Here is a 14,483-nt window from a genome sequence, read left to right on the forward strand (position 1 = left end):
AGCGGGGGTTTTAATCATTCATTATTGACCTTTGTACATTGCATCAACTTGTTTTTGAAGTTCTTCATTTTCTAAGAACTCATCATACGTTGCTACCTTATCAACTACACCGTTTGGCGTTACTTCGATAATACGGTTTGCAATTGTTTGTACGAACTGATGGTCATGAGAAGTGAATAGTAATGTTCCTTTAAATGTGATTAAACCGTTGTTTAATGCTGTAATAGACTCAAGGTCTAAATGGTTCGTTGGATCATCTAATGTTAATACGTTTGCACCGCTTAACATCATTTTAGATAACATACAACGAACTTTTTCTCCTCCAGATAAAACAGAAACGTTTTTCTTTACTTCTTCACCAGAGAATAGCATACGGCCTAAGAAACCACGTAAGAAACTTTCTGATTCATCTTGTGGAGAGAACTGACGTAACCAATCAATTAAAGTGTAATCACTGTTCTCGAAGTACTCAGAGTTATCTCTTGGGAAATGAGCCTGAGATGTTGTTACACCCCATTTGAATGAACCGCTATCTGGCTCCATTTCACCCATAAGAATTTTAAATAATGTTGTCATCGCAATATCGTTACGTCCGATAAATGCAACTTTATCACCTTTATTTAAAGTGAAGTTCACATTATCTAATATTTTTTCGCCATCAATCGTTTTCGAAATACCTTCAACTGTTAATAGGTCATTTCCTACTTCACGTTCTGGTGTGAAACCAACGAACGGATAACGACGTGATGATGGTCTAATATCATCTAATGTAATTTTATCTAACAATTTTTTACGAGAAGTTGCCTGTTTCGCTTTAGATGCATTTGAGCTAAAGCGTGCAATAAAGTTTTGTAACTCTTTTACTTTTTCTTCTTTTTTCTTGTTAGAATCTTGCGTTAGTTTTAATGCTAATTGGCTTGATTCATACCAGAAGTCATAGTTACCAACGTATAATTGAATTTTACCGAAATCAAGGTCAGCCATGTGCGTACATACTTTATTTAAGAAGTGACGGTCATGGGATACAACGATAACTGTATTTTCAAAGTTCATTAAGAAGTTTTCTAACCATTGGATCGCTTTTAAGTCCAAGTGGTTGGTAGGCTCATCTAGTAATAGAATGTCAGGTTGACCAAATAAAGCTTGAGCAAGTAATACTTTTACTTTCTCTGCCCCTGTTAATTCAGACATCTTTTTATCATGAATATCTTCACCGATGCCTAATCCTTTTAGAAGGATTGCAGCTTCTGACTCAGCTTCCCAACCGTTTAGCTCAGCGAACTCACCTTCAAGTTCTGCAGCACGCATGCCATCTTCATCACTAAAGTCTTCTTTCATGTAAATTGCATTTTTCTCTTGCATTACTTTATAAAGACGTGTGTGACCCATCATTACTGTTTCTAGTGCAGGGAACTCTTCATATTCGAAGTGATTCTGTTTTAATACTGCTAGACGCTCACCTGGCGTAATATGTATGTCACCTGTTGATTGGTCAACTTCTCCAGATAAAATCTTTAGAAATGTTGATTTACCAGCACCGTTTGCTCCGATTAAACCGTAGCAATTACCTGGCGTGAATTTTATGTTAACATCTTCAAATAATTTGCGATCTGCGAAACGCAAACTAACGTTACTTACTGTAATCATTTGTGTCCTCCTACTAATACCGCTTATTTCAGCGTTTTCTCACCGATTGTCCTAAAAAATCGCATATTACGACTCAATTATTGTAGACTATAGCTATTATATAGTAGAAGCTGGATGAATAGCAACGATTGATTACTTTTATAGTGTGGTTATTATATTGATTTACTAGCTAATACAGCGTTTTAAAGAAATGTTATTTACATAATACTAGTAACAATACTCGAAACAAACGGAAACACACGATATTCCATTGGGATATTATGTATTTTGAAAAAGAGAATATAAATGAATCGGTCATTTCGTTATACAAATTAATATCAAAAAGATATTCACACAACCTCAAGAATATAATTGCCCCAACAAAACTTAAAATACCATACAATAAACGAATGATCTGGTTGTTACCCATAAACCCCTCTTACTGCAAAAAAGAGCGTGGATATTTTCCGCATCTCCCTAACTATATTTCACCATATATTAGAAAGTGTTTTTCCGTTTATTCGCAAACGTTCTTCACTCTGTTTTTCAATAAAAAACTGTAGAGAACACACTCTCTACAGTTTTTTATTACTTCGTATCAATTATTTTCTTTTTATAACTTTGTATTTTACTCGTTAACCCTATTAAAGCTGGTAATAAAATTGGCATAACAATTAAAGCTAGTAGTATAAGGGCAATGCCAACAACTAATGCCACTTGTATTAGCGTTAATACACCTGAAGGAATTAACGCTGCAAATGTCCCGCCTAAAATAAGTGCCGCTGATAATACGACTCCTCCTATATGACGAGATGCATTTACAATTTTCGTTACTGAATCCCCTTCTAGCTCATTGTATCGCATCATTATGAAAATGCTATAATCCACTCCTAAAGCGACAATCATAATGAAGCTAAAGAATGGAACATTCCAGCTTAATGACTCTACGTTTAATACATGTGCACTAATTTGTTCACTAATACCAAGCGATGCAAAGTACGCTAAAATTAACGATCCAATGATAAAGATTGAGTTTAAGAATGAACGTGTGATCACGATTAAAACAAGCGTAATACCAATTAACATAATCGTAGCAGTACGTAAGAAATCTTGCCCGGTTACTTCTTTTAAATCAACGTTTCTAGCTGTTGTCCCGCCAATTGCTTTTTTCGTACTTTTTATTTCAGTTCCATTTAAAGTACCATCTATTGTTTTATTAATTTCTTGAATAATTGGCATCGCTTCTTTTGAATACGGATTTACATCTAAAATGATTGTCATTTTAGTAGTTTTTCTATCATGTGACATGTACGTATTCAAAGCTTTTTGGAAATCTTCTCCCTCTAAAACTTCTTTTGGAATATAAAATTTCTCAGAACTTTTTGATTCATTAAGCTCGCCTAAATATTTTTGAGCATCTCCTAGACCGTTACTTACTTTGCCTAAACCTTCTGTACTTTTAGATAAGCCTGATTGTAATTGCCCCATCTTTTCTTGCAAATCCTTAAGCCCAGTTAATAACTGTCCTTGCCCATCATTTATTTTCGTTAAACCGGATTTTAACTCAGCTGATTTGTTTGCAATTTGTTTTGAACCTGTGGCTCCTTCATTTAATCCATTTTCCAGCTCACCAGCGCCTTTTTGTAATTGTGTAACGCCATTATTCATTTCTTTTAAACCTTTATCTACTTTCAGTAACGACTGATTCGCTTCTTTAAATGAACCCATTGCTGCTTTATGCTGCGTTGCTAATTGATTTAATTCATTTGAAAGTACACTTAATTGCTTCTGAGCTTCCTTTGCAATTCCTAATGTTTGCTGAATGTTAGGATCATTTGCTAATTCTGGTTTCGTTTGAATGAAATTGTTCATTAACATTTCAATTTGTTCGTATCCTTTTTTCGCACCATCAATCGCTTGAGAAATACTTCCGAAATATTGATTGTAAGAACTTAAACCTTTTTCTAGCTGAGCATAACCAGCATGAAGTTGCGAAGTTGCATTAGATAACACATTTATATTTTCGTTTAATGAAGCTAACCCACTCTCAATTTGCTTCGCTCCTTGTGCTCCATCGTTTATTCCATTCGATAATTGATTTAAAGCTGTTCCTAATGCCGATACCCCATTTTTCGCCTCGTTCGTTCCATCAATTAACTTTTGAACATTCGCAAGACTATTTGAGTCATTACCACCCATTTTATTTTTAGCATCCGTTAAACCATCATTAATTTCTTTTATGCCACCATTGGCATCTCCTAATCCTGTATTTAGTTCTCCTGCCTGTTTGTTTAAATATAATTCTTTTATCTTTTCACCGGTTGGACGCGTCGGTGAATATACTTCTGAAACTCCTTTAACTTTCGAGATTTTATCAGTTAGTTCATCTAAGGTTTGTAGAGAAGTCGCCTCATCTAACTTTTTATCCGATTGAATGACTAACGTACTTGGTGAAGAAAAACCAGGCGAAAAATGCTCTTCTATTACGTTAATCCCCATTTTTGATTCATATTTATTATCCACTTCAAATAAATCATTGTAATTAAGCGTGTTAGAATATTTTAATACGAAAGGAATCGATATCACTAATACAATAATTAAAGCGATAAATGGTCTTGCTACTGAATTTTTCGCAAAGAATCCCCATAAACGACTATCCTCATGTCCTTTAAATGTTTTAACTGGATAAAACATTCCTTTTCCTAATAGCACCATGAAAAATGGATTTAAAGTGGTTAATACGAGTAGTAATACTGCGACACCAATTGCTACCGCTGAAGTAGATTGATATAATTTAAAACTTGCTAAAGCAAGTGCTGCAAAACCAATTAGCACTGCAATTCCGCTATATAAAACGGTTTTACCTGCTGATTTAAATGTTTCTTTCGTAGCTAAATATGCATTTTCTTGTTTACTTAATTCTTCTTTAAACCTCGTATATAATAAAATGTTATAATCTGTTCCCACTCCAAACAGTACGACAACTACAAATACTTGCGTAAAGTTAGAAAACGGAAAATTAAATTGATCTACAAGATGAGAAATAATCCCCATTGAGACTAAATACGATACACCAACTGTAAGAAGAGAAACAATCGGAACAACTGGTGAACGGAATACAATGATTAATACTACAAGAATGAAAATGATTGAAATAACTTCTGTCTTTTTCACTCCCTCTTGAGAGGATGTAAGAAAATCACCCGCTATTAAATCACTTCCTGTTAAGTACGTTTTAACTCCTTTCGGTTTAATTTTATTATGAAGTACATTTGCAACTTTTGATATTTCACCATGTTTTTTGTCTACCGATATTTGCGTTAAAATAGTCGTATTATCTTTAGAAACTAATTGTTTCTCAAGATCTTTATTATCTAAATGTGAAACTACTTCCTTAATTCCCAATTGCTCTTTTTCATTTTGTAAAGCGTTGATTGTTTTTGTTATTTCCTCTTTTTGTTCCTTCGTTAAAGCGTTTTTATCTCCACTATTAAAAACGGCTATAATTTCATACTTTTGAGCCCCTTCTTTATCCATCTCTTTTATCATTTTGTCAGCAATACTGCTTTGTTCTGTATTAGGAATCGTAATTTGCCCTTTTTCTTTCACTAATTTATCCATATTAGGCATCGTTACGACCATTGTAATAGTAATAACTATCCATAATAGAAAAGATAAACTTCTCCAACTTTTTAACTTGCTCATATTAATCATCTCCCACTTTTAGAGGTTTATGTTTCCTTCGGAATGAATATTCATTCCTATTATTTGAAAACTATCATTTTGGAATGAACGTTCATTCCTATTAAATTATTTTATAAACGCTATTAAACTACTCTTACCAGAATGAATATTCATTCCTTTAGCTATACAAACATATCATCTCCAATTTTCATATCTATTTAGGAATGAATGTTCATTCCTATCCTTATAAAGCTATAGAATCAAATGATTCTAATAGCATTCCAAGAGCTTTCTTCCAATTCTTTTACTAATTCTTTTGAGTATTCTAATTGCCCTGTCGCCATTACTTTTGTTAATTTTTCAAGCGGCTGATATACAATAATAATTAAAGCAACTGGAGGTAATGGACGAAGAAGGCCTTTTTCAATCCCACCCTCTATAATATTCATAAAAAATCCTATAAAGTCGTCAAATATTTTCTTACTCTGTTCATCAAGAAAATAACTATCACAGTGAGAATTTGTAAAAAGAAAAGCATCCACATTGTTTCTCGCAAATTCAAATAAACGATTATACGTATGACTAAATTGTTCACGAATATTTGCTTCAACAGGAAAATCTGTTTTTATTGTTTCAGATAGTTGTAACATACTTTCTGAAAATAATGAGTTAACGAGTGCCTCTTTATTTTCAAAATAGCGATAAATAGTACCAGCGCCGACATTAGCTTTTTCAGCGATCATCGGAATCGTCGTACCATCGTAACCTCGCTCTGCGAAAAGTTGCATCGCAGCATCAAAAATATCCTCTTGTTTATTTTTAGCCACTTTTCCCACCTCAATTTCCAGGAATGAAAATTCATTCCGTTTTTAATTATAAATTACATGGGTTAAAAGTCAAGTGTGCGACAAAGTAATGTAGCATTTTTATATCCCATGATTGTGAATAAAATTATATCAGCGATTTTCAAGATATATCGACTCACCGACAAAAACTGACAACGATTAGAGAAAGCTGTACCAAAATTTCTTTTGGAGACAGCTCGATTTCATATTTCCAAATTAAAAGAAATCATATATAAATGCTTCACGCACCGGTACTACATTTTCAAATACTCGTATCTCCTCTTCGCTTCCACTAATTAATTCCAGTTCATTTAGTTCTAATGGGCGCTTGTAGCCAAACATTATTGTAGATAGCGCATTAATATCCAGCCTAATTCCTTTATCTATTGTTTCTTCTTTCATAATTGTTATTTCATGATTTGCAAGTCTCACTGATACGTTATTCCACGGAGCAAATGAATCTGTAATCTGTAAGATCACTTCTTGCTGCGCATTGTTCCAATTAAACTCATATTGCTTTAAAAACTGCTCCACATCTACAATTCTACCCATAAAATATGGTTTAATTTCTGCCTTCACTCGTGGCTCTTGCAATGTGTAAAGAAGTGGTTCTGTCTCACTTAGTATCATTTCTAGATCTTTTATCATAGAATCATGTTGGCAAATGAAATTCCAAAGGCCATTTCTCGCTTCATTATGTAATGGGACAAATTCTTCTACTGTCATTTTAGAATTCTCTATTTTGTATAAAATGTAACCAGCTGCATTCTTATTTTCATCATAGTAAACTGCCAATGTTAATTCATGATATACCGCTTGTAGCCACCATTTAGACCCTCGAACTAACATACCAGAAAAACGTTCTGCAAATGTTTCATAGATCTTCTCGACCTCTTCTGGGTGATTTTCTTTATTGAATCGTTTCACAGTACCATTCACTTGTTTTTTCATAACTAAATCGCTCTTCGTCATATGACATGTAAGGCGATTCGCACAAAGTTCCCAGCCGTATTTACGGTAAAATGAAACGGCAAATGGATGTAGCATCGATACACTATATCCATCTTTTTTCATCGTTTGAAGGGAGTGCTGAAGCAACTCTTTTACATATCCGCTTCTTCTAAACTCTGGATACGTCGCTACCCCTGCAACGCCGCCCATTTTAAACTTTTCTTTTCCTATGTAAGTATGAAACGGAATAAGATGCAGTTTTGCCGCTAACTCTTCACCTTCCATAATGCCGTATATTTGATGACTTTCCTTCATTCGTGTAATTTTCTGCTCTACCGATTCTTCATTTGCTTTATATTGAAAAGCATATTCTGATAAACGTAATGCTTCTCTAAACTTATCTTCTTTTAATTGTATAACGTTCATATATTTCTCCTCCATTCCTTGTTTGAATTGTACCATAATTCTTAATATTCCAGTACAGTGAATGAAATTATATCGACGCTTCGACAAAGAATATCGACACCTATCTTATATAAAAAAGCAGATACATTACGCATCTGCCTCTCATCAATTTATTTAGCTAATATTTGAAGCTCTTCAAAAAATGTAGGATACGATACACCTACTGCTTCTGCATCTTCAATTGTTGTTTCTCCTTCAGCAATGCAGCCAGCAATCGCAAGCATCATTCCAATGCGGTGATCACCGTGACTATGTACTGTAGTTCCTTTTAGCTTACATTTACCGTAAATAATCATTCCATCGTCGGTCGCTTCAATGCGAGCTCCTAGTTTCGTTAGTTCAGCAACGACTGTATCGATACGATTCGTTTCTTTCACTTTTAGCTCGTGTGCATCTTTAATGACTGTAATTCCGTCTGCTTGTGTTGCTGCTAAGGCGATAATTGGAATTTCATCGATTAGTCTCGGAATAATATCCCCGCCGATTTCGATTCCTTTCAGTGACGATGTTTCAATTGTAATGTTTGCAGCTGGCTCTGATGCACCTTCGTTAATTGGCTCTACAGTAAACGTAGCACCCATCTTCTCAAGAACATCAATAATACCTGTACGAGTCGGATTCATTCCTACATTTTGTAATAATAGTTTACTATTTGGAATAATTGCACCTGCTACTAAGAAAAATGCCGCAGATGATACATCACCCGGAACTTGAACGTCTGTTCCTTTTAGATTTTGTCCACCAGCTAGTTTTACAGTTTTCCCTTCGCGAGTTACTGTAACGCCAAACGCCTCAAGCATTCTTTCTGTATGATCACGCGAAACGTGAGGTTCTGTAACAGTTGTTACACCTTCAGCACGAAGACCTGCAAGTAAAATAGCTGATTTCACTTGCGCGCTTGCGACAGGTGAAGCATATTGGATCGCTTTTAAATCTCCTCCGCGTATTGTTAGCGGCGTAAACGTTCCTTCTTCTCGACCATCAATTTTTGCGCCCATTTGCTTTAGTGGATTTGTTACACGCTGCATCGGTCTCTTCGCAATTGAAGCATCACCTTGCACGCAAGAAAAGAATGGTGTGTTTGCAAGTATTCCTGACATTAATCGAATCGTTGTACCAGAATTACCAACATCTAATACAGCTTTTGGCTCTTGTAAACCTTCTAATCCTTTTCCAATTACCGTAACTTCGTCTTCATTTTGCGTAATCTCTACTCCCATTTCTTTAAAACAAGAAATCGTACTTAAACAATCCGCACCAGGAAGAAATCCTTTAATTGTTGTTTTTCCATCTGCAATTGCGCCAAACATGACAGCGCGATGCGAAATTGATTTATCACCTGGGATTGTAATTATTCCATTCAATCCATTAGTTACAGGTTGTATTTTTGTTCCCTTCACGTTCTCACCTTCTTTTTTAAATTGTTTCATACGTTTGGTATTCTTCTTTTCCTAGCGCCAGCTTTGCCTGCATGCGGTCTTCTTCTCTTTGGAAGCTAATTCTAAGCACCCCAAGCAATCCTTCGCGCGCTTCTAATATTTGCAAGTTTGTAATGCTAATTTCTTCTTCTGCTAAAATACTCGTAATATGAGCTAATGCCCCTACTTTATCTAAAACATCGACGTATAAGTCGTGATAGGCAGGAATTGCGCCTCTCTTTCGCACCGGTAAAGAGTCACGGTATTCTTTCGCATCTGCAAAATAGCTTTGTATTTCTCCTGCATCTCCTTTAGAAACCGTCTTATATAACTCTTCCATTTCTGAGATCCATTCTTCTAATAGTTCCAATAAATGACCGCGATTTTGTTTTACGATATCACTCCACATTTTCGGACTACTTGATGCAATGCGTGTTATATCTTTAAATCCACCTGCCGCCAGTTGATGAATAAGTGGGTTATCCCCTGCATGTTTCTCAACTTGTTTTACTAATCCTGCTGCGATTAGATGCGGAAAATGACTAACAATGCCAGTTACATAATCGTGTTCTTTTGTATTTAAAACGAGAAAATGTGAACCTGTTCCTTTTAACCATCCTTTTAGCTCATCTACTTGATCAGCCTGCACGTGATTCATTGGCGTTAAAATGTAAAATGCGTTTTCGAAAAGGTGCGCCTTTGCACTTTCAACACCAGTTTTATGAGAGCCTGCCATTGGATGTCCACCGATAAAAGAAACTTTCTTTGATAATAAAGCTTCCGCTTCATTCATAATTGTCCCTTTCGTACTTCCTACATCGGTAACAATAACATCTTCTCGTAAATGAAATGATGCAAGTTTGTGTAATAACTTTTTCGTTTCTTCAACTGGAGAGGCAAAAACAATTAAATGTGCCTCCTCACATGCACTCTGTAAATCTACTGCTACTTCATCAACTACATGTAATTCTTTTGCGCGCTCTACTTGCTCTTTAAATATGTCATAGCCGGTAATCGTTACATCGTGCTCTTTTTTTATCGCTAATGCAAGTGAGCCTCCTATTAATCCTGTTCCAATTAATACTACCTTTTTACACATTTGCCTCATCTCGAGACTTACTTTTTTTATTTTCAAAGTGTTGTTTTAACACTGAAATCACTCCCTCATTTTGTTCCCTTGTTCCAATTGTAATGCGCACGCCATTTGGAAACGGACGAATAATAAAACCAGCGTGCGCGCAAGATTCATAAATTTCTCCAGCATCATCTACTGGTAAGAAGATAAAGTTCGTTTGCGACGGATAAAACGGGATTTCATTTTCTGTACAAAAACTTTCGTACTGGTGTAATCCCTCTTTATTAATACGTACTATTTCCTCAATAAACGCTTCATCACTAAAGGCAATCGTTGCCGCTTTTTGCGCTAATGAAGATACGTTAAATGGCAAACGGACAACATTTAATTTCTCAATTAACTCTTCCTGTCCAATTGCATATCCGACGCGGAAAGAAGCTAATCCGTATGCTTTAGAAAATGTTCTAAGTACAAGAATGTTTTTATGCTTTTCCAGAAGTGGTAATATCTCTGGAAAATCTTTTGCTGTTACGTATTCATAGTACGCTTCATCAATGACAATTAACGTATTTTCACTAATACCTTCAATAAATTGAGTCAATTTTTGCTCATTAACATATGTGCCTGTCGGATTATTCGGATTACAAATCCAAACGATTTTTGTATGTTCATCAATTGCTGAAGAAACTTCGTCTAGATCATATACACCGTTATTTAAAGGAACTTCTTTCACTTTACATCCTTCAATAACCGCATGATGACGATATTGAGGGAATGTTGCACCAGCAGTAACAATGTTATCTCCTGCTCTGAGCACTGCACGGCTTATAATTTGAATGACTTCATCGAGCCCACTACCACAAAGCACTTGTTCCATTTTCACTTGTAATTTCTCTGCAATCGTTTGACGGAGCGTTGTAGCTCCGCCATCTGGATACAATGCATGTTCCTGCCACGATTTTTGTAATTCTCCTAAAACACGAGGTGAACAGCCAAATGGATTTTCATTTGATGCTAACTTAACAAATGAATGATTCCCGTATACTTCTTTCATTTGCTCTGGTGATTTACCTGGTTTATACGGTTGTAATGATGATAGTTGATCTTTTACTCGCATGTTAACCCCGCCTTTTCATTAAAATTCTTTTGCGTATTTGTTATGTTGCGTAATGTTTTGCTTTAGTAATTCCATGCGGTCTTTTCCGAATTGTTCGACTAGTGCATCTGCAAGTTCCCACGCAACAACAGCTTCAGCTACAACACCTGCTGCAGGTACTGCACAGCTATCAGATCTTTCAATACTCGCTTGGAACGCTTCTTTCGTATCAATATCTACACTTGCTAACGGTTTATATAATGTAGGAATTGGCTTCATTACGCCTCTTACGACAATTGGCATTCCCGTTGTCATACCGCCTTCTAAACCGCCGGCATTGTTCGTTTTTCTCGTGTATCCTTTTTCTTCATCCCATATAATTTCATCGTGCACTTTACTTCCTGGCTGTCTTGCCGCTTCAAAACCAATTCCGATTTCAGCACCTTTAAACGCATTCACGCTCATAATAGCCCCGGCAAGTTTTGCATCTAATTTACGGTCGTAATGAACATAGCTACCAACTCCAATTGGCATACCTTCTGCAATTACCTCAACAATACCACCGATTGAATCTCCGCTACTTTTCGCATCATCAATCGCATCCATCATCTCTTGTTCTACTTCTTTATCTAAACATCGAACAGGTGAGTTTTCAGTAATCGTTTGAATTTCTTCTATCGGCAACTGAGTAATAGGCTTCGCTTTTACACCGCCAATTTCAAGAACATGTCCTGCGATTTCCACACCTAGTTCTTTCAAAATTTGTTTCGCAACTGCACCAGCCGCAACTCTAACAGTCGTTTCTCTTGCAGAAGAGCGCTCTAATACGTTTCTTATATCACGATGACCGTATTTAATTGCCCCGTTTAAATCCGCATGTCCTGGACGTGGTTTTGTAATCGTACGCTTCATTTCTTTACTTTCTTGCTCTGAAATTGGTTCTGCGCCCATTACTTTCGTCCAATGTTTGAAATCATCATTTTTTACGATTAACGTAATCGGTGAACCGAGTGTCATCCCGTGACGTACACCACTTACAATTTCAACAGTATCTGTTTCAATTTGCATGCGTCTTCCGCGCCCATGCCCTTTTTGTCTTCTTAATAATTCTTTATTAATATGTTCCGCTGTTAATGTTAAACCTGCTGGTACACCTTCTAAAATAACTGTTAACTGCGGACCATGTGATTCTCCAGCTGTAATGTATCTCATTTCTCTTACCCCTTTATTATTTTTTTGTACAAAAAAGTCCCTACTGAGCGCTCAGTAGGGACGATGTTTATCGCGGTACCACCCTAGTTGTAGACTTATTTCGTCTACCTCTCTTCTTCTTTAACGATCGTTTGACCGTCCTTCCCTTCAAAAGCTGGCGGGAAAGATGCTCCAAGGCTGTAATTCATGCTTACCTTTGTACTGATTCACACCGACCATCAGCTCTCTTTAACAGTGAGATAAGCACTACTATTTCCTCTTCAGCGCATATATGATATGGAATTAAGATAATTTATTTTTGAAACCTTTTAACTCATCCATGAATCTATGGAATTCTGGAATATCCATTTGTTGCGCAGAATCTGATAACGCAACTGCTGGGTCCGGATGTACTTCCGCCATTACTGCATCTGCTCCAATTGCAAGTGCCGCTTTCGCTGTTGGTAATAATAAATCTCTACGCCCTGTTGAATGTGTTACGTCTACGATAACTGGTAAATGTGTTTCTTTCTTTAAAATCGGTACTGCTGAAATATCTAATGTGTTACGTGTCGCTCTTTCGTATGTGCGAATACCGCGCTCACAAAGAATAATTTGGTCATTACCTTGTGCAATAATGTATTCCGCTGCATTAATGAACTCATCAATTGTTGCTGCTAAACCACGTTTTAATAATACTGGCTTGTTAACCTTACCTACAGCTCGTAGTAAATCGAAGTTTTGCATGTTACGTGCTCCAACTTGAATTACATCAACGTATTCTAGCGCCATTTCTACGTCATTCGGATTTAAAATTTCACTAATAATTGCTAAGTCAAACTCATCTGCTACTTGGCGTAAAATTTGTAAACCTTCTACTCCTAAACCTTGGAAATCGTATGGAGATGTTCTCGGTTTGAAAGCACCGCCGCGCATTAATTTAAGTCCTTGATCTTTCATCGCTTGCCCTACTTGGCGAACTTGCTCTAAACTTTCTACCGCACAAGGTCCCATAATGAACGTTTGTGTTCCGTTTCCAATCAATTCACCTTTAACATTAACGATTGTATTTTCTTTTTTCTTTTTACGTGAAACTAGTAATGCTTTACGGTTATCATCTTCTTGCAATTCTAAGCTTGCTTTGAAAATCGTTTTGAAAATATGTTGAACCGTTGACGTTTCGAATGGTCCTTCGTTATGCTCTGCAAGCATATCAAGCACTTCACGCTCACGTACTGGATCGAAGCGTTTCGTACCTTGTACTTGTTTTTGCTCTCCAATTTTTTGAACGATTTCACCGCGTTTGTTTAAAAGGTGTAATAGTTGTAAGTTAATTTCATCTACCTGTTTACGTAATTGATCTAATTCATGATTTGCCATTTGGAAATCCTCCTCTAATGTTTTAAAAGTATAGTAAGAGAATGTAAAATTCTCTATTTTCTGAACTGATAAATTATACAATTTCTTCGTGGAATCGATACCTCTTCTTATTTTAAACTAATAATTACCATAAAGACACTATCTACTAGTTAAAAATCACTTTTTTTGTACAAAAAATCCCTACTGATTCAATCAGTAGGGACGATATTTATCGCGGTACCACCCTAGTTGTAGACTTCTTTCGTCTACCTCTCTTCATTGTTAACGATCAATATGACCGTCTTTCCCTTCATAAAGACAATACTATCTTTACTACGAAAAAGATGCTCCAGGACTGTAATTCGCTCTTGTTTTTGTACTGGTTCGCACCAACCACCAGCTCTCTGTTACAGGGAAACAACAACTACTCCTTTTCCTTTCAACGCATGACTATTTTATTTTCAAGTTGGACCACTAAAATACAAAAAGTCCCTACTGAATAAATCAGTAGGGACGATATTTATCGCGGTACCACCCTAGTTGTAGACTAACTTTCCGTCTACCTCTCTTCACTGTTAACGATCATTTGACCGCTCTTTCTTCATAAAGACAATACTATCTTTACTACGAAAAAGATGCTCCAAGACTGTAATTCATGATTATCCCTGTACTGGTTCACACCAACCACCAGCTCTCTGTTACAGTAAGACTAACCACTACTGTGATCTCTTCATTGCACTTTGTTTATTCAAATGTTTTTGAAATTGAATAAG

General features: G+C 36.1%; 9 protein-coding genes and 3 other annotated features. All 9 genes read right to left on the minus strand.

What is annotated here, in order from left to right; translation table 11 throughout:
* Positions 1-21: 21 nt before the first annotated feature.
* The 9 genes from NSQ47_RS08780 to NSQ47_RS08820 all read right to left on the minus strand — a co-directional run bounded on the left by NSQ47_RS08780 (position 22) and on the right by NSQ47_RS08820 (position 13,731).
* Positions 22-1,647, minus strand: a complete 1,626-nt coding sequence (locus NSQ47_RS08780; protein ID WP_002161410.1) for an ABC-F family ATP-binding cassette domain-containing protein — start codon at positions 1,645-1,647, stop codon at positions 22-24.
* Between the two features lie 567 nt (positions 1,648-2,214).
* A complete protein-coding gene (locus NSQ47_RS08785) occupies positions 2,215-5,331 on the minus strand; it encodes an MMPL family transporter (protein WP_078181104.1) in 3,117 nt (1,038 codons plus the stop codon).
* Positions 5,332-5,570: 239 nt separating this feature from the next.
* Entirely contained in the window at positions 5,571-6,137 is a 567-nt protein-coding gene (locus NSQ47_RS08790) for a TetR/AcrR family transcriptional regulator (protein ID WP_016105167.1), read from the minus strand.
* Between the two features lie 234 nt (positions 6,138-6,371).
* Positions 6,372-7,532: a GNAT family N-acetyltransferase gene (locus NSQ47_RS08795; RefSeq protein ID WP_078174298.1), complete on the minus strand. Its 1,161-nt coding sequence runs from the start codon at positions 7,530-7,532 to the stop codon at positions 6,372-6,374.
* Positions 7,533-7,681: 149 nt separating this feature from the next.
* The gene (gene aroA, locus NSQ47_RS08800; protein WP_340826901.1) at positions 7,682-8,971 is read right to left on the minus strand and encodes a 3-phosphoshikimate 1-carboxyvinyltransferase; all 1,290 of its coding nucleotides are present in this window, start codon (positions 8,969-8,971) and stop codon (positions 7,682-7,684) included.
* A gap of 16 nt (positions 8,972-8,987) precedes the next feature.
* Complete coding sequence (gene tyrA, locus NSQ47_RS08805; RefSeq protein ID WP_340824385.1) at positions 8,988-10,088, minus strand: prephenate dehydrogenase; 1,101 nt, start codon at positions 10,086-10,088, stop codon at positions 8,988-8,990.
* Positions 10,081-11,181 (minus strand): histidinol-phosphate transaminase, encoded by a 1,101-nt coding sequence (gene hisC / locus NSQ47_RS08810; protein ID WP_340824387.1) that lies wholly within the window; start codon positions 11,179-11,181, stop codon positions 10,081-10,083. The genes tyrA and hisC overlap by 8 nt, the downstream gene beginning before the upstream one ends.
* A gap of 18 nt (positions 11,182-11,199) precedes the next feature.
* Positions 11,200-12,372 carry a chorismate synthase gene (gene aroC, locus NSQ47_RS08815; RefSeq protein WP_002161402.1) on the minus strand — a complete coding sequence of 391 codons (1,173 nt, stop codon included), beginning with the start codon at positions 12,370-12,372 and terminating at the stop codon, positions 11,200-11,202.
* A 53-nt stretch (positions 12,373-12,425) separates the two neighbouring features.
* Positions 12,426-12,645: a binding site (T-box leader), on the minus strand.
* 9 nt (positions 12,646-12,654) lie between these two features.
* Complete coding sequence (locus NSQ47_RS08820; protein ID WP_002161401.1) at positions 12,655-13,731, minus strand: bifunctional 3-deoxy-7-phosphoheptulonate synthase/chorismate mutase; 1,077 nt, start codon at positions 13,729-13,731, stop codon at positions 12,655-12,657.
* Positions 13,732-13,925: 194 nt separating this feature from the next.
* Positions 13,926-14,162, minus strand: a binding site (T-box leader).
* Between the two features lie 54 nt (positions 14,163-14,216).
* Positions 14,217-14,453: a binding site (T-box leader), on the minus strand.
* Positions 14,454-14,483: the final 30 nt, after the last annotated feature.

Source organism: Bacillus sp. FSL R10-2780, assembly GCF_038006125.1.
Taxonomy (GTDB): domain Bacteria; phylum Bacillota; class Bacilli; order Bacillales; family Bacillaceae_G; genus Bacillus_A; species Bacillus_A cereus_U.